This is a genomic window from Marinobacter sp. UBA2688, assembly GCF_002352785.1.
Taxonomy (GTDB): Bacteria; Pseudomonadota; Gammaproteobacteria; order Pseudomonadales; family Oleiphilaceae; genus Marinobacter; species Marinobacter salarius.
In genome coordinates this window covers 143,852-164,848 of sequence record NZ_DELU01000010.1, presented here as the reverse complement: position 1 = coordinate 164,848, position 20,997 = coordinate 143,852, and the positions used below count along the sequence as shown (strand labels likewise).

16 protein-coding genes are annotated in these 20,997 nt (G+C 56.9%); 7 read left to right on the top strand and 9 right to left on the bottom strand.

The annotated features are described in order from the left end of the window. Nucleotides 1–28 precede the first annotated feature (28 nt). Nucleotides 29–3,877: a DUF3427 domain-containing protein gene (locus B3M52_RS05530; RefSeq protein ID WP_286749085.1), complete on the top strand. Its 3,849-nt coding sequence runs from the start codon at nucleotides 29–31 to the stop codon at nucleotides 3,875–3,877. Between the two features lie 62 nt (nucleotides 3,878–3,939). Here B3M52_RS05530 and B3M52_RS05525 read toward each other — a convergent pair whose 3' ends face one another. Together B3M52_RS05525 and B3M52_RS05520 are read right to left on the bottom strand one after the other, a co-directional pair. Next, nucleotides 3,940–4,758 (bottom strand): SDR family NAD(P)-dependent oxidoreductase, encoded by an 819-nt coding sequence (locus B3M52_RS05525; RefSeq protein ID WP_286749084.1) that lies wholly within the window; start codon nucleotides 4,756–4,758, stop codon nucleotides 3,940–3,942. A 4-nt stretch (nucleotides 4,759–4,762) separates the two neighbouring features. Beyond that, complete coding sequence (locus tag B3M52_RS05520) at nucleotides 4,763–5,638, bottom strand: hypothetical protein (RefSeq protein WP_156105494.1); 876 nt, start codon at nucleotides 5,636–5,638, stop codon at nucleotides 4,763–4,765. A 191-nt stretch (nucleotides 5,639–5,829) separates the two neighbouring features. Between B3M52_RS05520 and B3M52_RS05515 the strand changes: the two genes are divergently transcribed. The 6 genes from B3M52_RS05515 to B3M52_RS05490 are packed head-to-tail and all read left to right on the top strand — an operon-like array spanning nucleotide 5,830 to nucleotide 13,086. Continuing rightward, nucleotides 5,830–6,060 (top strand): hypothetical protein, encoded by a 231-nt coding sequence (locus tag B3M52_RS05515; protein WP_051946922.1) that lies wholly within the window; start codon nucleotides 5,830–5,832, stop codon nucleotides 6,058–6,060. Nucleotides 6,061–6,104: 44 nt separating this feature from the next. Further along, complete coding sequence (locus B3M52_RS05510; RefSeq protein ID WP_286749080.1) at nucleotides 6,105–6,887, top strand: hypothetical protein; 783 nt, start codon at nucleotides 6,105–6,107, stop codon at nucleotides 6,885–6,887. Then, nucleotides 6,880–9,819, top strand: coding sequence for a hypothetical protein (locus B3M52_RS05505; RefSeq protein ID WP_286749078.1), 2,940 nt, complete (start codon nucleotides 6,880–6,882; stop codon nucleotides 9,817–9,819). Before B3M52_RS05510 ends, B3M52_RS05505 begins: the two co-directional genes overlap by 8 nt. After that, on the top strand, nucleotides 9,812–11,212 hold the full coding sequence (locus tag B3M52_RS05500) for a hypothetical protein (RefSeq protein WP_286749077.1): 1,401 nt from the start codon (nucleotides 9,812–9,814) through the stop codon (nucleotides 11,210–11,212). The genes B3M52_RS05505 and B3M52_RS05500 overlap by 8 nt, the downstream gene beginning before the upstream one ends. After that, on the top strand, nucleotides 11,205–11,831 hold the full coding sequence (locus tag B3M52_RS05495; protein ID WP_286749076.1) for a condensin complex protein MksE: 627 nt from the start codon (nucleotides 11,205–11,207) through the stop codon (nucleotides 11,829–11,831). Before B3M52_RS05500 ends, B3M52_RS05495 begins: the two co-directional genes overlap by 8 nt. Nucleotides 11,832–11,862: 31 nt before the next feature. Further along, entirely contained in the window at nucleotides 11,863–13,086 is a 1,224-nt protein-coding gene (locus B3M52_RS05490; protein WP_286749075.1) for a CaiB/BaiF CoA transferase family protein, read from the top strand. Nucleotides 13,087–13,098: 12 nt separating this feature from the next. Here the strand turns inward: B3M52_RS05490 and B3M52_RS05485 are convergent, their stop codons facing one another. From B3M52_RS05485 to B3M52_RS05455, 7 genes are all read right to left on the bottom strand, one after another. Continuing rightward, nucleotides 13,099–13,716: an SCO family protein gene (locus B3M52_RS05485; protein WP_414673595.1), complete on the bottom strand. Its 618-nt coding sequence runs from the start codon at nucleotides 13,714–13,716 to the stop codon at nucleotides 13,099–13,101. Next, nucleotides 13,713–14,555 carry a cytochrome c oxidase assembly protein gene (locus B3M52_RS05480; RefSeq protein ID WP_286749074.1) on the bottom strand — a complete coding sequence of 281 codons (843 nt, stop codon included), beginning with the start codon at nucleotides 14,553–14,555 and terminating at the stop codon, nucleotides 13,713–13,715. The genes B3M52_RS05485 and B3M52_RS05480 overlap by 4 nt, the downstream gene beginning before the upstream one ends. Nucleotides 14,556–14,664: 109 nt before the next feature. Beyond that, nucleotides 14,665–16,227: an FGGY-family carbohydrate kinase gene (locus B3M52_RS05475; protein ID WP_286749073.1), complete on the bottom strand. Its 1,563-nt coding sequence runs from the start codon at nucleotides 16,225–16,227 to the stop codon at nucleotides 14,665–14,667. Further along, complete coding sequence (locus B3M52_RS05470) at nucleotides 16,224–17,852, bottom strand: glycerol-3-phosphate dehydrogenase/oxidase (protein ID WP_286749072.1); 1,629 nt, start codon at nucleotides 17,850–17,852, stop codon at nucleotides 16,224–16,226. Before B3M52_RS05470 ends, B3M52_RS05475 begins: the two co-directional genes overlap by 4 nt. Then, a complete protein-coding gene (locus tag B3M52_RS05465) occupies nucleotides 17,852–19,447 on the bottom strand; it encodes an FAD-binding oxidoreductase (RefSeq protein WP_286749070.1) in 1,596 nt (531 codons plus the stop codon). Before B3M52_RS05465 ends, B3M52_RS05470 begins: the two co-directional genes overlap by 1 nt. Before the next feature lie 127 nt (nucleotides 19,448–19,574). Continuing rightward, nucleotides 19,575–20,237 (bottom strand): transglutaminase-like cysteine peptidase, encoded by a 663-nt coding sequence (locus B3M52_RS05460; protein ID WP_041334914.1) that lies wholly within the window; start codon nucleotides 20,235–20,237, stop codon nucleotides 19,575–19,577. A gap of 8 nt (nucleotides 20,238–20,245) precedes the next feature. Beyond that, on the bottom strand, nucleotides 20,246–20,908 hold the full coding sequence (locus tag B3M52_RS05455; RefSeq protein WP_075194812.1) for a type II secretion system protein N: 663 nt from the start codon (nucleotides 20,906–20,908) through the stop codon (nucleotides 20,246–20,248). Nucleotides 20,909–20,997 lie beyond the last annotated feature (89 nt).

Sequence of the window (20,997 nt, the reverse complement as noted above, 5' to 3'; positions counted from 1 at the left end):
GGCTAATTAGTCGCAAGGGAACTACCTAATGCAGGATACGCTGAGCTATTACGAAAGCCATGCCGATGAGTTTGTCGAGTCAACGTTTGAAGTCAGCATGGAAGAGCTATACGAGGAGTTCCTGCCGCTAGTTCTCGAAGGTGGACACATTCTAGATGCGGGCTGTGGCTCGGGTCGGGACGCGTTGTTTTTCAGTCGAAAGGGCTACCGTGTTTCGGCTTTTGATGGTTCAGGCACCATTGCTTCTCTAGCCAGCGAAAAAACCGGTTTATCGGTTCGGCATCGCTATTTCTCGGATATCCATGAATCCAATACTTACGATGGTATATGGGCCTGTGCAAGCCTTCTGCATTTGCCTCTTGGCGATGTGCCAAAAGTCATTGGCCGGTTGTGGAATGCCCTGAAACCGGATGGCGTCTTCTACATGAGTTTCAAGATTGGGAAGGGGGAGCGCAACCACAATGGCCGGCACTTCACTGATGCTGATGAATCGATTGCCGAGCAGTGGGTCCAGGACCTGCCAGGATTTGAATCCTGTCGGATGTGGCGCACTGATGATCAACGCCCCGATAGGCATGAGCAATGGTTGAACATTCTTCTGAACAAGTCTCCGGCTTCACCGGAGAAGTTAACGACGGGCGGTAAAGATCGTCATTTTCTGCCGAAATTGTGCCAGGCAATTAAAGCTGCTGATCGAATAGAGATGGCCGTAGCGTTTGTGAAAACTACTGGCTTGAATCTATTGTTTCCTGATTTGGTGGGCGCGCTCCAGCGAGAATCTGATCCGGCCCGTATCCGCATTCTCACAAGCGATTATCTGGATATCACTGATTCTGAGGCGCTAAGAAAGCTTGTTCTGTTGCATGACCATGGAGCTCAGGTACGTGTTTACCAGAGCCAGGGGAGCAGTTTTCATTTGAAAGCTTACCTCTTCGCTGGCCATGTTGAGAATCGGCAAATGTGGGGTAGGGCGTTTATTGGCTCCAGCAATATCAGCCGGCAAGCACTTCAGGACGGAGTGGAATGGAATTATCAGGTGGATTTCCCGCCCGACTCGGGGTACCTCGAGGCTGCCAGTAGGTTCGATGAACTGTTTCAGCACCCAAATGTTGTGCCGCTAACTGACAACTGGATCGATGAGTACGAGAAAAGGAGAAAGCCACCAGAACAGTCACTGGAACCGGGCAGTGATGAGAAACAGGACGTTCCGACACCTAATGACGTGCAACAAGAAGCGCTAGAGGCACTGGACCTGACACGCGTGGAAGGGTACCGAAGAGGCTTGGTCGTGTTAGCAACGGGCTTGGGTAAAACCTGGCTATCTGCGTTTGATGCCGTTCAAATGGGTGCGCGTCGGATTCTTTTTGTCGCCCACCGCGAAGAAATTCTTTATCAGGCGGCTGAAACCTACTTGCGGATCAAGCCGAATAGCCGCGTTGGTTTTTACATGGGTAAGCAGCGCGATCGGACGGTGGATATCCTTTGTGCGTCGGTACAGACACTCGGCAAAGAAACCCACCTGGAACGATTCGACCCACGCCATTTCGATTACATCGTTGTTGATGAATTCCACCATGCCGCCGCGCCTGTCTATCATCGGCTTCTGAACTATTTCGCACCCCAGTTTCTACTGGGATTAACGGCGACACCAGATCGCACGGACCGCTCCGATATCTTGTCGTTATGCGATGACAACCTGGTATTCGAGTATCCGTTGTTCGAGGGCGTTAAGGGAGAATTCCTGGTGCCGTTTCACTACTACGGCATCTATGACGAGACTGTCGATTACACCGAGATCCCCTGGCGTAATGGAAAGTTCGATCCCAATCTGCTCGCGAATAAACTGGCTACATACGGACGTGCCAAACACGTGCACAGGGTATGGGGCGAGCAGAAGCAAAGCCGGACTTTGGCGTTTTGTGTTTCGCGGGTTCATGCTGATTTCATGGCAGACCAATTCTCTAAAAAGGGAGTAAGGTCTGCAGCCGTCCACGGTGAATCAGGGATGTCTCGTGGCGAGGCCTTGGAGAAGTTGGAGAACGGTCAGCTCGATGTGATCTTTTCCGTTGACCTGTTCAACGAGGGTGTCGATCTGCCCGCTATTGATACGGTGCTGCTCTTGCGCCCAACGGAATCCAAGATCCTTTTCCTCCAGCAGATCGGTCGGGGCCTACGGAAAAGCGCGGCCACTGGCAAAGACAAGCTTGTGATTCTGGATTTTGTTGGTAACCACCAGAGTTTCCTGCACAAACCTCAGGCGCTTATTGGCCAGGCAATGAATCACCGGCAGTTAGCGGAGTTTGCCAGGAAAGCTGAAAAGAACCAGTTGGACCTGCCAGACGGATGCTTTATCAATTACGATCTGGAGGTGATCGACTTCCTTAAAGGCCTTGATCATCAGGGCGCTGAAAAAGACTATCAAGTATTGAAGGATACGTTGGGTCGTCGCCCAACACTCACTGAGTACTATCATTTCGGTGCCAGTATCGCTAAAACTCGCAAACTGCACGGAAGCTGGTTTGGATTGGTTCGGGACATGGACGATCTCACCGAGATTGAGACAGAACTCTTGTCCCTCTACGAAAGCTTTTTGCTGGAAGTTGAAACGACAGCCATGAGCAAATCATTCAAAATGATATTGCTAGACGCGTTCCAGCAGCTAAGCGGATGGCGTAGTCCGCCAAAGCTATCGAAACTGGCCCAGACATCTTGGGAAACACTGAAACGCCGTCCCAGGCTGTATCAAGAAATTGCTTCTTCAGTGAAGGACGTGGGTGGTTCCTCGCCTCAATGGCAACAGTACTGGAAGAAGAACCCGGTCGATCATTGGACCAATAAATCCCCAGCTGTTTTTGAGGTCGAGAGCGATCACTTTAAGCCCGTCATTGGGCTGGAAGGTGAACAGATACCGCCTTTCGAGGAGATGGTGCAGGAGTTAATTGATTATCGCCTGGCCTCATACGAAGCACGGCAGTCTTCCAAGCAAGAGCAATCTTCGTCTGAAAATTTAGTCCCGCTCACTCCTTCAGGAACGGAGTTGCCTTACTTCCCATCCTTGAAGATTGCGTGTGGGCACTTTAGAAGCAGTAACGCGGAAGAGCCGGAGTACCGTTCCATCGGATTGGGGCACGGGCGGATAGAACCAAATCGTCATTTCATTGCCCGAGCATCGGGTAACTCTATGAATGGCGGAAAGCAGCCGATTCAAGACGGTGATTATCTGCTGCTCGAGCAGATCAATCCAAATCAAGCTGGATCGATCACGGGTAAAACGCTCGCGATTGAACGGATGGATGAGGCAGGCGACACACAATACCTTCTTCGGACGGTTCGTAAGTCCGCCGTCGGTCAATATCGGCTCGAAGCTGCTAACCCAGATTATGAAGACATCATTGTCACCCCCGAACTCATCGAACAGTTTCGAACGTTCGCACGCTTTTGCGAGATTATAGATCCATTGGAAATGGCTGTCGGACAGGAAATCCCGAGAGAGGAGATTCCGGCGTTATTCGGAGCGACTTTTAATCCTGGCAATTGGCAAAGCGGTCACGTCTTTCTGAAAGATGCCAATGCACATGTTTTGCTTGTGACGTTAAATAAACAGGGAAAAGGCGTTCAGCACCGCTATGTTGATCATTGGATTGATGAGCAAACATTTCATTGGCAGAGCCAGAACTCAACCACGCCTCAAAGCAAGCGTGGCCGGGAACTGATCGAACACCAAAAGCTTGGACTCTCGGTACACTTATTTGTCCGTGAAAATAAGCTACGTAATGGTAAAGCTGCTCCCTTCACTTATTTCGGCCCAGTTGAGTATCAGAGCCATGAGGGGAGCAGCCCAATAAGCGTGACGTTCAGCCTTGGTTCCACGGATTGAGTTCAAACTGACTCCGAAGTTAGTAATTCGGCCATCGCCAAAACGAACTGCAAAATAAACAACTAACTCAATATTCTCCGCTGGATAGAATGGGGCAGAAATCGAGTAATAAATTCGGCAATGTAAGTCTGCGGTGTAACCAGATATCGAGGCTTGGGACGTGCCGCTTCGGCCGCCCGGTAGATCTTTTCGGCGACGTCCGACGCACTGGCTGTAAAGGGCTTTATTCTGGCGCCCGGCGCGAGTGCTGCTTCCATTGCTTCGTACTTTTCCCGGTGCACCACGCTCGCCCGGCCAAGCACGGGTCGCAAAGCGGCCAGGGCATGTTCTCTGAACCGGGTCTTCACGGGCCCGGGAAGCACCAGTGAGACACTTTCCAGGCTTTTGCTGCCCTGTTCATCAAACCAGAAGCTTTCATGGGCCGTGTTCATCGCGGACTTGGCGGCGCAGTAGGCGCCTTTCATTTTCTGGGGAGCGATGGAGAGAACGGAGCTTACGGCGATGACCCGCAAGGGTATCCCGAGTTGTTCGCAGAGCCTCAGGCAGACAGCAGCCAGCTTAATCGGGCCGAATACGTGGGTGCTGAATTGCTTTTGCCACATGGATTCGGACAGGTCGCGAAGCGCCCCAAACTGCCCGTAACCGGAGTTGTTGACCAGAATAACCCGCTCGGCGGCCGCGATTTCGCTCTCCAGTGCGCCCGAAAGGCCTTCAATCTGTTCAAAGGACTCGAGATCCAGGGCCAGTTCCATAGAAGCGGACTCAACGCCACTCGGCTGTCGGGACAGGGCGATTACCCGGTAACCTTTGCGGGCAAAGAGGGCGCAGGCCTCACGGCCAATGCCGGCGCTGGCGCCGGTTACCAGGGCTAGTTTGGTCATTGCATCATTCCCCAATCCAGTTTTCTTCATCGACAATGCGTTTCAGCTTATAGCCGAGAAACCGGTACTCGCCCCAGTGTTGAAACGCGCTTTGAGCATCCTTCGGGTCGAAACCTTGCTGCCGGAGATAGGTGCTGACTTCGGAGTCGACCGGAAGCGTCTCAAAATCTCTCATAAGCATCATGGTGTGTGCTGCGGCATAGGGCCCGATGCCCTTCAGGGAGATCAGGTAGTCGTAGTCAATGATGTCACTATGGGCTGAACCATCGGTTTGAATGGCTTGATCCTGCAGTAATTGATCGGTCACTGTATCGACGGTTCTGGCTCTGAACCCCAGCTTGCACTCCTCGGCCAATCGCCTGGGCCCGATCGTCTGGAGTTCTCCAGGCTCAGGGAACAGGCCGTCGCCCAAAGCAACCAGAGAGGCGACCATGGATTTGGTCTGTTTCCAGGTCGTGTTGATGGTGCAAACCGTTTTAATGAGATCCTCAAAGAAGGTGTCGCCCCGCAGGAACCGCCCGCCACCGGACCGGATGAAGCGGGCGATGGCCGGATCGTTCCTGTCGCAAAGGGCAAGAAACTCCGAGGGATCCCAGTCCAGCTGCAGCCAGCGGGCGACGCGTTCGGAAACTGCGTCGGTGCTTGATGAGGAGGTTTCGATAAGAAGCTGATCTTCAGAGGGCTGGTGAACGCGGGCCCATTCTGCGTTGGTGCCTATTCTTACTGTTCGCTCAAGACTCCGACCGTCCCAGTGCCAGGGCGCAATTTGGCACCAACCGTGGCTTTCCACCGTCATGCGCAGGTTGAAGGGCTGTTGTAGCTTCAGGGAAAAGGTATTTGTGCTCATCACCGGTTTGTGGTTCATCAGAACAGAACCCAATCCTGCATCCTCAGGCGAAAGCCGCTGCCGTTATCTAGTCGTTTTGTTTGCATCATTGCGAATCTGCGATAGAGCTTTAAAGTAGAGCTTAACAAAATTTCTGGAAATGGAATTGATGGGCGGTCTCATAAGCGGGGCCACCAGCCATATAACCAAGATCGGTTGTGAATTTTCAAGGATGGAAAAATAGCATGAGTGAAGAAAACAGCAGCCCCATTGTTATCTATGAAAATGCCGATCAGGCGGTCGAGGTTCGGCTGGATGCCGATCAGGAAACTGTCTGGCTGACCCAGGATCAGATGACATCGATCTTTGACGTGCAGAAGGCAGCCGTCTCCAAGCACCTGAAAAATATTTATGAAGATGGGGAACTTGAACGGGAGGCAACTGTTTCCATTTTGGAAACGGTTCGAATCGAGTGAAAGCGACAGGTCACGAGGCGGGGGGAGTGGCCCATGGAGCAATTTTGAACAACTACCTACAGAAAATCCTCAAAGGCCAGCCAATAAATTATGAGGCCTTTCTAAAGAAGCTCCCAGAGCAGTTCCGCCGCCGCCACAGAGAGCTGTTTGCCACGGAGAAAGTCCAGGCCAATCGCTGGATGGTCACGGTCCTGGATGAAACTGCTTTTGCCGAGCTGAAGCGCGTTGCCGAGGCTCCAGTAAGCAGAGTAGATGCCGCGAAAAAGGGCGACTCTCACCGCCATGGCACCGAGGTCAGTTTCCTTCTCGTTTACCACCAGGCCCTGGCTTCCAGCCGGCCGGATGTGGTGGTTGTCGGTAACGATTCCGTTGATAGCGGTTTTCACCGCGCCAGCTCTGTTCTGGTCGTTGAGAACGAACGCAATTTCTACCAATATCGAGACATGTTGAACTTTGCCGGTGATGCTCTGGGCAGGCGCCTGGAGCTGCCTCAGTGTGACGTGGTGTTGGGGGGCGGCAACCGGATTACCCGGGCCGCGATCCTTGATTGGTTGACCGGCTACAAAGACGTATTCTGCGCATTCGATTATGATGCGGGTGGCCTGCAGATGTTCTCGACGATGGCTGCCGCTCTGGGTAACAAAGCGTGGTTTGTGCAGCCCAGCGACTGGCAGCCCTGGCAGGGCCGTTTCTGCAAGACACCGGACAGCACCGAGCGATTTACAAAAGCCATCGCGCTGGCGGAGGGGCTTGGGTTCGTCTCGCTGGCAGAGGCGTTCCGGGCCACCGGCAAATTTATGGAACAGGAGATGATTCTGGATGAGTGACTCCCAGGGGAGCCCGGGCAATTTCAATTTTGGCATCCGCCGCCTGGTGTTGGTGGACTCGGCGGGCTTCTGTTACGTGGAAATTCCGGTGGACAACCACGGGCTGATCCTGGGCCCGGGCAATCTGGGCAAGTCCAGTCTGCTGAACTCCCTGCGCCTGTTTCTGTTGCCAGAAAACAACTTCAAGAACAGTCGCAAGAAGTTTGCTTTTCGCAACGCCAGTGCCGGCAGCTTTTACAGCAATGAAGAAAGCTACCAGCATTATTTCCCCAGTCAGTTCAGCTTCCTGATCATGGAAGCGGAGAACCCGGCCGGGGTGCATTGCCAGATTCTGTACCGGGACAGCGCCAGCCAGCTTAGCTACGGCCGCGCCTTTGTGCCGGTCAGCTACGATCAATTGCGGCCTTTGTTCTGGAACGGTGAAGGTGAGGACGGCATTGGCAGGGCGGTGCCGGAGCTGTCGTTCAGCCGGTTGTCGGAAACGCTGAAGAAGCTCTCCAAGGAGACCCGGCTGGTGAATGACCCGGCCAAACTCAAATCCATGCTCTACAGCAGCGAGCTAATGAACGCAGATGCCGTGCGCTATTCCGTGCTGCCGCTGGGTGAGTCCGACGAGCGGCGGGTGCAGTCGTTGCGCACGCTGATCCTGTTGCTGTTTGAAATGAAGGCAGACGACCAGGCCATGGCCAATGCGGTGGCCAGTATCATAGAGGCGGACAAGAAGTTTGCCGATGATGCCTTTGATTTCAACATTGACGAGTTCCTCAACCGCCACGATCAGTTGAAACAGCAACAGACCCAACTGAACCGCATCGAGAAAGAGCGCCCCCGGTTCGAGAAGCTGTACCGGGATTACCAGGCCTACCAGACCCTGCTCAGCAGCCAGCATGACTTCGCCGCTTTCCGGGATGGCGTGACGAATGCCTTGCAGGACATTGCCGCGAAGCGCACGGCTGCCGCGGCCACGTTCAACGAACAGAACGACACCCTGCGCCATGTGCTGCAGGCCCTGAAAAAGCTTGAGCAGGAAGCCAGCGGCCTGAAAGGTGAGATCCGTTCCGCCGACCGTCGCATCAAGCAGGCCGAGCAAAGCCAGAAAGACGGTGACCTTCTGGTGTCCCAGTACGGCGAGATGACCCTGCAGGAAATCGAGGACATCCAGAAGGAGGAACTCGAGAGCAAAAAAGGGCACTTGGCCGCCTTGAAGAGCGCCGCCCAGGCAGAAATCCGGCTGGAGCAGTTACAGCGGCAGAAGCAGGATCTGACCCGGAAGCTGGATGCCCTGAAGGAGCGCGAGAGCAAGCAGCAATGGCAACTGCAGAACCAGTTGGATGAAGCCACCGCCGCGCCACTTCGGGCGGTGGATGCCCGTCTGGTGATGGCCAGCCCCGGGCAGGATCTGGATGCCGACAGCAAGGCCGCCATCGAAGCCTTTGCCCGGCTGTTTGTGCCCAATGACAAGGGCTTCGACTGGTTCGACGCCGAATACCCGGCCCAGCCGGCTCGCCAAACCAACTTCTCCGAGCAGCGCCAGCATATTGAGGGCGAGCTATACGGCCTTGAAAAGGAACGCTCGGAATTGGCGGACACCGCCAATCAGGAACATGACCGGCCCCGGCTGATCGAGCGCACGGAGAAAGAAATCCGTTCCATCGAGAAAGACCTGGACACCCTGAGCCGTTATCCGGCGTCGGCGACCACGTTGCGTGATGCCACCGAAGAAAAGCAGGCCGCCGAGGAGCAGTTGGCGAAGCTGGAAGAGCAGGCCAGGCTGGAGCACGAAAAGCAGGACGCCGTACAGCAAAAAGTGGCCAGGGCCAAAGCCGAGAAGGAACGTATCGAAGAGCGGGAACGGGAACTGGCTGGCCTCAGCCGCAGCGTGGGCACCGTGGAGCATCGTTTCCCGCATCTGAAGACCGTGGAAGCGGAGCAGCCGCTGGACATGGAAAAGGTGTCCGTTGCGGCGTTTGACGATCTGCAAACCCAACTGGACGACCTGGAAGAGCGCCGCCGCAACATCCTCGATCACCTTCGTCAGTTCGTGTATCTGGGCATCCATGACGATGCCGAAGGTGAGTTGCAGAAAGACGGCCCGGCGTCATCGGTTATCCGTGAGACCTTCAAGAGCCTGTCGGACCTGTTTGCCGGCATGGCCGAGCGCTGGAATGTGCTCGAACAGCAGGTCGGTATTCACAACGAAACCGTGGCCAGCTACCGCCAGGCCCTAAAATCCAACCACGAGCACATTGCCCGTTTCGAGGCACAGCTTAACCGGGAACTGGACGGCGTTCGCATCAACGATCTGGTGGAAATCCGGGTGGATATTCACACCGATCCGAAATTCCGCAATCTGGTGGAAGAAGCCAATAACATCGACCCTTATGGCAACCAGCTGCAGTCCGATGCGTTCTATGATCGTTTGCGGGTTTTTGTGGCGGACTTTTTCGGGGAGGGCGGCAGCAAGCGGCTGACCATGGACCGGGTGATCACCGGCATTTCCTACCGCACCCGCAAGGAGAACGCCGCGAACCTGGACAAGAAGGGCCAGTCTACCTCCACCACAGCGCTGATCAATCTGGAACTGGTGTACCGGCTGCTGAAACGGGTGCTGTATCCCGGCGTGCAGCTGTCGTTCCCCATGGTGCTGGACGAGCTGGCCAGTGTGGACATTAGCCAGATGCCTTCGCTGCTGGAACGGTTGCGCAACCAGGGCTTCAATCTGTTCTCAGCCGCCACCCACAGTGCCAGTGCGGAAGTGATTTATCTGATTGGCCGGCACCTGGAAGTAGGGCAGATGCGCACGGCAAGGCCTTACAGCCCGCAGCGCACCCTGGTGTTCTGGGGCGGGGCCGAGGGGTTCACCAACGGCGAATCGCTCAGCCACTGGGGTGACCAGACCCAGAACAGCCTGCTGGAGCCGGCGGATGAGTAAGCGCTTCAGCACCTTGGACACCACCCGGCTGTTGTTCGAGCACCCGAAGATTCTGTTCCGGATGATTGAGCGGATGGATCGGAACGAGGCCCGGTATATTCGCGAGAGCGACCTGGTGGCCGAGGTGATGGACTACACCCAAACCCTCGGCAAGGCCGACCGGGATCGGGTGCGACTGGCGCTGAACACTGACAACCTGTTCCGCAGCGGCCTGGTGATTGACATCATCAAGGCCGAGGGTGAGCGGCGACTGGTGTTCCAGGATGCCCTAATCAACTTGATGCGGGCCTGCAACGCCTCGCTGTATCAGGAACTGACCGATGCCAGGCTCAGAGGACATCTGGTGACCTTGCGCGATGTGCGTAATCGCCTGGAAACCAGCAGCTTCAGCGATGCGGACCCGGACTACACCGAACTGCGGGACGATCTGAACGAGCGGGTCAGTCAGCTCATCGGATTGTTGCGCCAGAATGTGCTGCGCATGCAGACGATCAGTGCGCAACTTGCGGACCTGTCCGGCGACGCTAGCCGGGCGCCGGAGAAATACCTGGAGTTCCGCCAGAACCTGTTCGAGCAGATCGTGACCCTGTACGAGCGCCACATCAAACCGACCCTGGTGTTTCTGAACCCGGATACGCGACTGCCCGACGGCAGTAACCTGTTCGAGACCCTGGAAGCCATCGTCCGGCTGCTGGAAACCCACGACGACCAGAGCCTGGCGGACCAGTTGTTCCGCTCCTCCATCAGCCTCAACGCCCTCTACAAACCCATTCAGGCGGTGGCCCAGGAGGTGGAGCACTTCCTGCGCAAGACCCGCCAGGGCATGGTTCAGTACAACGCCATGGAGCATTTCTACGCCAAACTACAGGCACTCAAGGACGAAACTGAGACCCTTAGTCTGAAACGAAAGTGGCTGGAAGGCGGTGATTTTGCCCGCAGCACCGGTTTCCTTGTTGGCCTGCGGGCCCAGCAGCGCCCGAAGCATTACGCTTTCGGTGAATCGTCCAGCTACTACCAGTTGTTGTTCAGCGAGCTGGACTTGCGCCTGAATGATCTTCGTCGCAAAGCCGAGGTACCGGTTCTGGCAGCCGTGGACGGCAGCGGCCGCCATACCCGGATTGATGTTCAGCGGATCAACCAGCTGTATCAATGGCTGGAAACCCTCGAACTGCGACCCACCACGGACCTTGTGCGGGAGCTGCACGGCCGCCTGGACGGTTTTATCCCCGGTTATCGCTTTCCGGACTTGTTGGCAGCCCTGAACCGGCTGATCAATTCACCACCGGAGAGACTGCAAGTGGTGACCACCAACCGCTTCCGAATCCTGGACCAGTCATCGGACAGCGAACAGTTTGTCTACCGAAAGCGCCGCCTGGAGCAACACCATGCCTGAATTCTCTGACGCGATGGACACCACCGAATCCCCGGACCAGACCCAAAGTTCGAGCAGCTTCGAGCAGATCCTGCCGGCCCACAGCGCCGCGATCTACCGGGAATTTCAGGCCGGCCGGGTGATTGTGCGGGATGTGTGGGACAGCAACCGCTCCGAGCTGCGGGCGAATCCGCTCTACAACTTGCTGTACAACCACCTGTCCCATTTCCGGACATTCTACGAGCACTTGGGCAGCGAGCTGGTGTTTAACGAACGCGGCGCGTTTTTCTTTCTCAAGGAAAGCAGTGACGAAGAGAACGAAGAGCACGATGAGAACGCCTTCCGGGTGCAGGTGATCTTGCTGCTGATCGGGCGTTATTTCGCGCGCAGCGGTCGAGACCTCGAATACCTTGGGCGACCTGATGCCGGTTTGAATGAGCAGGACCTAGCGGCTCTGGCGGGCGATGAGGAGTATCAGGAGATTCTCAGGGCGGCACGCTTTGAAAAAGGGGTGCCGGAAGCCCTGGATTATCTGGATAAACGCAATCTGCTGTTTCGCGCCGGAGCTGATCGCTGCTTTTTGAGCTCCGCTGGTCTCTATTTTCTGGAGGCACTGGTCCGGGAGTATGAGGGGGGATAGGAGCTAAATTGATTGAGTAAAGGAGAATTAAATGACTGGTGCCCTATCTCACTTGCGTGTCCTGGATCTTTCCAGGGTGCTGGCTGGTCCCTGGGCAGGGCAGATCCTTGGGGATCTCGGAGCAGAGGTTATCAAAATTGAACGCCCAAAATCCGGGGACGACACGCGCTCCTGGGGGCCGCCTTATCTTCAGGGGGCCGATGGCAACGCAGATCTCTCTGCCTACTTCCTGACCGCCAATCGAAACAAGCAGTCCCTGGCGGTCGATATCGCCCATCCAGAAGGACAGGCACTGATCCGAAAACTGGTCGCAGAGTCGGATGTCATCCTTGAAAACTTCAAGGTCGGGGGCCTCAAACGTTATGGCCTGGATTATGACAGCCTGAAGCAAATCAACCCCAAACTCATCTACTGCTCGATCACCGGCTTTGGCCAGGATGGCCCTTACGCGAACCGGCCCGGATATGATTTCCTGATCCAGGCCATGGGTGGGCTTATGAGTATCACCGGGCAACCGGACGGCGAGCCCGGCGCCGGGCCGATGAAGGTCGGCGTGGCACTGACGGACATCATGACCGGGCTGTATGCCACCATTGGTGTGCTCGCTGCGCTGAGTCACCGTGACCGTACGGGTGAGGGGCAGTATGTGGAGGCGGCGCTGCTGGATGTGCAGGTAGCCTGTCTGGCGAATCAGGCCATGAATTACCTGACCACGGGCCAGGCGCCGGGGCGGATGGGGAACGCCCACCCAAATATCGTCCCGTATCAGGATTTTCCTACCGCAGACGGCAACATGGTGCTAACGGTCGGTAACGATGAGCAGTTCTCCCGGTTGTGCGATGTGCTCGGGCATCCTGAGTGGGCGAGCGATGAGCGTTTTGCGACAAATCGGGCCCGCGTAGCGAATCGAAAGGAATTGATTCCCAGGCTGCGGCAGGCCACGGTGATGCGGTCAACACAGGAATGGGTACAAATTCTGGAGCGTTCAGGGGTGCCCTGCGGGCCGGTTAACACTCTGGATCAGGTATTTGAAGACCCACAGGTTCTTGCGCGGGGAATGAAACAGTCTGTTCAGCATCCATCGCTGGGCGATGTCCCGACGGTTGGCAATCCGATCAGGCTGAAGCTGACACCGGTAAGTTACAGGACGGCGCCTCCGCTGTTGGGGGAACAGTCAAAACAAGTCCTTGAGACTATTGTTGGCCTCTCTTCTGGCGAAATAGAGAGCCTAAGGGAGCGCGGCATAGTCTCGTGATCTGGTGTTGCGTTAGCTTTCCTCAGCCAACGCCACCAGATCCGTACGTATATCCTCCACGCTCAGCTCTGGACGGATCAACAGACGGGCCTTTCCTTCGCGGTCGAACACATACACGGCGCCGCTGTGTGAGACGTTGTAGTTGCCTTCCGCATCTGGCTCGTCGTAACCAAAGGTGGTGCGGTAACGCTTACTGAGTTCCCTGAGCGCTGGTTCCTCGCCGGTCAGGCCGATGGCCCGGTCGCTGAAAAAGCTTACGTAGCTGTCGATGCGTTCTGGGGTGTCCCGTTGTGGGTCCACGCTGACAAAGACAATCTGCGTGTTTGCTCGCATTTCCGCGGGCAAATCCTTCACCGCTCTGGACAGTTTCTGGAGTGTGGCGGGGCAGATATCAGGGCAGGATGTGAAGCCGAAGAACAGCAGCCGGATATTGCCGTCGGTTTGCTTGGCCGTCACCGTGTCGCCGGAGGTGCCAGTCAGCTCGAAGGCCAGTTCCGGCATCAGCCCGCTGATGTCTTTGCCATTCCAGTTTTCATCGTCGCCAAAGCACCCACCGAGCATCACCAGGGACGCCAAAAGTGCCATGGCAGAGATCGCTTTATGACTGCAGGGTAGGAACCGGTTTTTCATGAATGGCTGGCCTTCAGCTTTTCGTTATAGGGCGACACCTTGCCATCTTCACGCATGGCACGTCGAAGGATAATCAGAATGCCGAGGATGCTCATCATGGCCGGAGGAATCCAGGTCAGCAATCCGCCCAGCAACTGGTCCGTTTCTGGCGGCATTGGCCAGGCGCGACCGCAGACTTCGTACACGTCGTACACCATGCCCCTTGAGAACACGATGGTGGCGCCCAGAATCATCTGGGGGATGGCAACCAGGGCCAGAAGAAGGATGCGTTTGCCGTAGCCCAGAGCGTCGCTGACGACGGGTGAACGTGGATCAAAGATCAACCACCAGAACAGCATGCCGTCCAGTAGCATGCTCCAGTTCATCACCCAATACAGATCCCGGCTGAGCATGGCGTCGAAGTGGATTGGCGGCCAGAGCCAGAAGTAGATCAGCCCCACAAACAGGAATGAGGCAATCGCCGGGTGCTGGAGAAAACGGTAAATCCACCCCAGCGGTATTAGCGCTCGCCGTATGCCTGGATTGATCAGGCTGTAGAGGAATCGCATCACCGGAAGGGGATTGGACAGGGCAATCAGGATCGGCCCCAGGTGGTGCAGTATCAGATGCTGGCCCCGGTGAACGAAGAACATGTACTGGGAGTAGTAATCGAAACGGGTTTGCATCACGCCGTAGCAAAGCATAACGCCCACCACAAACACCAGTATCCGGCCGCTTCCGGGCCGGTCGTCAGCAGGCATCCTGACCAGGCCGTACCCGTAGAACGCCAGAACGAGCACGAAACTCAATATGGTGAGCGGCGAGAAGTCATAGGGTACGAGGTAGTCTAAGGCCGACATCGGGCTTGCCTTTGTGCTCTGGGGGTGGAACCGGGTGATTGTTGTTGTGACTGATCCAGAGTTTTACCGGAGTGACGGCTAAATTCAAGAGATTGTTGGGTTTGCTGTGTTAATCGGGGTACCCCGTAATATCCCGAATTTTACGGTACAGCGGCTGAAGCTGGGGATACATCTTCAGGTACACCTCACGATACAGGCGCTCATAGAGTTTCTGGGTGTCGGCCTGCGGATGGAAGACATCACCCACTCGGGTCATTGCGTTCACCGCCGTCTCGAAATCCGGATGAAGCCCCAGGCCAACGGCGGCGTCGATGGCGGCGCCAAGACCGGACGTTTCGTAGGTATGAGGCCGTTCTGCGGGCAGTCCGAAAACATCGGCGGTCAGTTGCATGGCAGCATCGCTCTGGGAACCGCCCCCGGCGACTCTCAGCCTACGGATAGGGACGCCACTGCGTTTCTCGATCCGTTCCTTGCCTTCGCGCAGGGCGTAGGCCAAGCCTTCCAGTATGGCTCGGTAGATGTGGGAGCGGGTGTGGACATCGCCAAACCCGATAATGGAGCCCTTGGCTTCCGGCCCGGGCTGGCGAACCCCGGGTGACCAGTAGGGTTGCAGCATTAAGCCCATGGAACCGGCCGGAACGGCCCGAACCAGTTCATCGAACAGGACTTCTGGCTCCACGCCTTTCTGCTCCGCCAGTTTCTGTTCCCGCAGACCGAATTCGCGCTTGAACCAGCTCACCATCCAGAAGCCCCGGTAGATCATCACCTCGGTGGAAAAGTGACCGGGCAGGGCGGAGGGATAGGGGGGCATCATGCGCACCGGTTCCAGGTAACGCTTGCTGGTGGTGTTGATGGTAGCGGTAGTGCCGTAGCTCATGCAGCCGACATCTGGTGTCAGGCCACCGGAGCCGAGGATTTCGCAGGCCTTGTCCGATGCTGCAGCAATCACCGGGAGTGGCCCCGACAGGCCAAGGTGCCTGGCCGCGTCTTCGGTGAGGTCGCCGATCTTGTCGCCGGGCTTGACCAGTTCCGGCAACATCTCTCGGCGAACGGGCATGGTGAGCCACTTGAAATCGCGTTGGCCGGCCCACTGGTGGCGTTTGTAGTCGAACGGGATATACCCCACCTGGCTGCCCACGGAGTCTCTGAACTGGCCTGTCAGACGGTAGTTCAGGTAGCCCGACAGCAGCAGGTAATGCCGGGTGGCCGCCCAGATCTCGGGTTGGTTCTGGGCAATCCAGTTGGCCTGGGTTTTTTCTCGGAAGCGGTCAACGGTGGATTCCAGACGAAGCAGTTTGAACAACCAGCCCCATAAACCGGGCACAGGCCCTTCAACTCGGGCGTGACGTTGGTCGAGCCAGATGATGGCTGGCCGGAGTGGATTGCCATGTTCGTCAAGATTTACAACGGTGCCACGCTGGGTGGTCAGCGTTACCCCGGCCACTTGAGTCGGCAATGCATCGGTGTTTTTCCAGAGCAGTTGGCACGCTTTACCGAGGTTTTCCCAAAAGTACTCCGGATGTTGTTCCGCCCAGCCCGGCTGCTCGGAGAAGTAGGGTTCAATCTCCTGTTTGCCCTTGCCGACGAGGTTGCCCTGAGTGTCGAACAGCAGGGCCCGCACGCTCTGGGTGCCGTTGTCGATAGCCAGGATGAGCGGTTCGGTCGTGTTCATCCAGTGGCCTCTTGTTTGGCCGGAAATGTGGCCGGAAGCGAGTAGCAAGATCGCCAGAGTTCCAGATAACGTGCCTCTTCCCGTTCCCAGGTGGTGTCGTCCCAGGCCAGGATGGGCTTGCACAGGCAACGTATGTCCGGGAGCAGGTCTTCACCGCCTTTTGGAAGCACCAGCCCGAGCCGGGTACGGCGCAACATCAGGTCATCCAAGTGGATCACGCCGGTATTGGCGGCCGCCCAGGCCAACTCCGCCCACAGGGTGTCGGTGCCGGCAACGGTTTCATGAGTGCCGGCACGCAGGACCTCTGGCAGAGCAGGGCCGTAGAAGCCCTGCAAACGATGCCAGTTCTGATGGCTGATGGCGTCAGGACGTTCGAGGTCCGGGGGCGATGCAAATACCGGCAGCGCATTGTTTCTGAGGTGAAAACCCGGCATTTGCCCCCGTTCGAGTACTTCCCGGGCAATCAACCGGAAGGTGGTTAACTTGCCACCGGCGACGCTGATCAGGCCATTGTCGGACCAAATCACATGTTCCCGATTCTCCTTTGAGGGTTTTCGCGTTCCCTTTGATTGATTAAGCACGGGTGATTGGGTGACGACAGGGCGCACTCCCGCCCAGGTTGCGATCACGTCGCGCTCGGTGATGGCACTGGCGGGAAACAGCCTTGAGGAGATCTGCAGCAGGTAGTCCAGCTCCTCCCGATTGATGGCCGGCTCACGGGACAGCGACTCTGTGTGGTCGAGGTCCGTGGTCCCCAGCACCGTCGTGCCTTGCCATGGGAAGGCAAATACAGGCCGATGGTCCTCCGGATGAAACAGCGACACCGAGCAGGACACCGGAAGCCGCGAATAGGGAACAACCAGGTGGCTTCCCCTCAGGGGACGTATTCGGGTGTCACTACTATCGGTCTGCTTCAACTGGCCCGCCCAGGCACCCGTGGCGTTAATAACCAGTGGGGTGTTGACGGTCATTTCCGGCGTTTGGGAATCCGCGCTGGTGTCCAGAAGGTGAACGCCTGTGACGGCGTTGGTCTCACTGTTGCGGAGAACTGCCTGCGCCTGCATATAGTTCAGGCAGATCGCACCATCGGCCTCGGCTTCTTCGAGTACACGTTGCACCAGACGCGCATCGTCGGTAACGGCATCGGTGAAGCCGCTGGCACCGGTCAGATGGCTGGTGGAGAGGCCCGGCACCCACTGCAATGTGTCTGCCGGGCTGAGTCGATGCCTGGACGGCTTGCCCGCAAGTCGGTCGTACAGACGCAGCAGCAGCTGGAACAGCTTAGGGCCGGGGAACTGTTTCTGGTAGTGAGGCATTATGAAGCGCAGGGGGTCGATTAGCCCCGGCGCCTCTGCCAGCAGGCGCTCCCGTTCCCGCACCGCGTCCCGTGTCAGGCGAAAGTGCCCGCTGCCGAGGTAGCGCAGACCACCGTGGATCATTTTCGAAGAACGGCTGGAGGTCCCCCAGGAGAAGTCCCGTTGCTCCACCAGTAAGGTGCTCAAGCCGCTGCCGGCGGCTTCGCGAGCGATGCCCGCTCCGGTGATGCCCCCGCCGACCACAACCACATCGAAGGCGGCGTCGCCACGGGCCAGCTGGTCAAGCTTTTGTTCGCGCGTTAGAGGCATTACTTCTGAACCAGTGTTTGTGGATTCATCAAGCCGGCGGGATCGAATGTCTGGCAAAGAGATCCGATGGCCAGCATGCCCAGTTCGCCTTTTTCGACGGGCAGGAAGGGCGCATGATCCTTGCCAACGCCATGTTGATGGCTAATGGTGCCCCGGTTGTTAACGATAATGTCCGACGTGCTGGTTTTCAGGGTTTTCCAGCGCGCCAGGGTTTCCTCGTAGCTGTCGGCCACCCGGAACACATAGGTGGTGTAGAGGCTGCAGCCCTGGGTATAGAAATGCGAAAGATGGGTGAAAACATGAACCAGCTCTTTCTTTTCATTCACTTGGTTACGGAGGTTTTCTTCAATCTGGTTTAAGAGTTTGTCGACGTTGTCCCAGTCGGTGGCGGTTTCCAGGGTGTCGACGGCGTACCCGAGTTTCCAGAGGGCTTCTCGCAGGTAGGGCATGGTGAAGCGTTTGGCGGCCCATTTGTCGCCCAGTTTTTTACCGGTGTAGATCCCACCAAACTCCCGGCAGAGTTCCCGGGTTTCCTTGAGGGCGTTCCGGCATTGGCGTGTGCTGCCTGTGAGGCCAAACGTCATCATGCATTTGCCGTCTTTGGCGCCCCGCAGGCCCAGATAGGACTCCAGCAGGCCAATCATCCCGGGGTGTCCCGCAAGGGCGAGCTGGGTTTCAGTTTCGGTGGCGTTGCTCAGGCGAAGCATCGAGAGCTGGGTGCGGTTCTGCACCAGCTTGCGACAGGCTGTTCGAGCCTTGTCCCACGACGGGAAGAACATGACATGGAAGCTTTCATGGGCAGGCAGTGGCGTGACGCGCACTTTCACTTCGGTGATCAGGCCGATCCTACCCTCGGAGCCCAGGATCATCTCGCGGATGTCCGGGCCGGCACTGGAGGCGGGAATCGTGGGGATGTCCAGCGTACCTTTCAGGGTTTCGATGCGGCCCCCGGCAAACAACTGCTCGATACGGCCGTAACGGAGTGATTGCTGACCACTGGATCGGCTGGCGACCCAGCCGCCAATGGTGGACAGTTCGAAAGACTGCGGAAAGTGCCCCAGGGTATAACCCAGCGCCCGTAACTGTGACTCCACCAAGGGGCCCGGGGTGCCAGCCCCAAAGGTGGCGATCTGGCTTTCCCTGTCCAGGTCTATCAGGCGATTCATCCGCCCCATATCAACGGTCAGCACTGGCTGGTCACCGTCCACGGGGTTGATGTGGCCTGCCACGCTGGTGCCGCCGCCATAGGGGATGAGGGCAACATCGTTCTCTTCGGCATACTGAAGCAGAGCCTGAACATCCAGGGACGACTCCGGATAGGCAACACCATCGGGAAATACGCCAAAGTCGCCGCTGCGCATGGCGAGCCAGTCGGCGAGGCTTTGCCCGCGGGCGTGACGCACCCGATCTTCGGCCGCGTCGATACAGGCCGGGTTTGGCGGCAGCTTACTGTCTGGCACCTGGGCACAAACCTGATCCAGAGATACATCCGCCAGTGGAACGGCACTCCCTACGCGCTCGTCCAGAAACCGCTGCCCCTCTTTGGGTAATTCAAGATTGAACTGGTCATCTCCCCAGCCGTTCCAGCGTCGCATGTTGGCCGTTCCTCGTTGGTAAATGTGTGTACGTCTGATTACTCGTGGGGCAGATTGTACCGCCGGGTACTGTTAACGCAGTGTCGCCTGGCGACAAGTCTTGTGTCTTATGCCGACAGCGGCGAGTCTAGCGAAGGCTGTCCACCATGCGATCATTGAGGCTCTGCCATTGCTCCAGTTTTCTCGCTTCTCCGATTCGTTCGGAGTCACCACTGGAACGGTTCAGCCACAGACCGTCACCGTTAAAACTGTAGACCGGTTCCAGGTCCTGCCTCTGGGACGCGGGTTTGATCTCGTTGATAAGGTTGTCGAGGATCAGTGGATCAGCGTCGGGCTCGGGATACCACGCCAGTACCATATGCGCCTGGTTCAGCTTGAGAGCTTTGACATAAACGATGCGGAGTTGCTCGTCGGGAACGCCCATGGATTTAAGGGTGAGGTATTTTGCGATGGAGAAGTCCTCGCAATCGCCGCCATTGGTGGTCAGCAGTTCAACAGGCGTCGCCCAGTAGTCTTCCTCGCCCCAGTGGGCAATGTCGCTGACAAACCGGACCCGGTTAAAGAAGGAATTCACGAGCCGGAGCTGGCGGTCGACCGCTGCCCGGGAAGCCATATCGTGAAGGTTTTGCCAGGTTTCCAGCCGGTCCTGGGCCTCCTGGCCGAATTCCGAACGCACGTAGGTCATGAGCCGTTCGCTGAGTTCGAAGGCGGCCACCGTTAACGTGATGACCATGAGTAGCATGGAAAGCAGGGAGCCGCTGCGGCGAGGATTCGATGCGGCCGTCTCCATGGCTGTCCTCAGTTGTTGGTTCTCAGGCGTTCGCGAAGTTGTTCCAGGCGCTGCCGGATTTCCTCGCGGCGTTGGTCGCTGGTGTCTGTGTTGGTGGAGGTAGATCGTCTGTCCACACCAGTTGGACGAATTTGAGTGCCACTGGGTTCCTCCTGCTCATTGGAGGTTTGCGTGGAAGCCATGGAGAGCCCCGTTCTGTCTTCATCTTCGGGAAAATAGAGGTTCTCGAGTTTGCCGCTGCGTTCAATGATGATGCGATTGGGGCGAACAGAACGAAGGGTCGCATTGCCAGGCAACTCATCACCCACCAGATAGGCTTCGGTGTTTCGCTTGTCGTCTTCAATCAACGCGCTACCAGGAAAGTCGCCCGAGGCGGCCAGCACACCGCGAAGAAACAGCCGCAGATTGGTTTCCGGCAGGTTTTCAGTATCGGGTTCCGTTTGGGGCGCCTCTTTACCGGGTTCTCCAAACAAGGCAAAAGAGGCCAGGTTTACCTCTGGCACCTTCCGGGTGTCGGTTTCCGCCATTGTCATGTCAGCAGTGGAAGTGGTGTCGCCGGCACTGGTTTCATTCTGCCAGAAACGAACGCCCTGCCACGCTGTCACAGTGATCATGGCGATGCCTGCGACGATGGTGAGTATCAGTGGTAACCTTGAACTGGTAAAAAGCATTGAATGTCCCGAAAAGAGCAGGTGTGGGCCGGCAAAAGGCTCACAGGTTATCAGACTGCAACGATTTATTGGCAGTATAGTGTATAGAG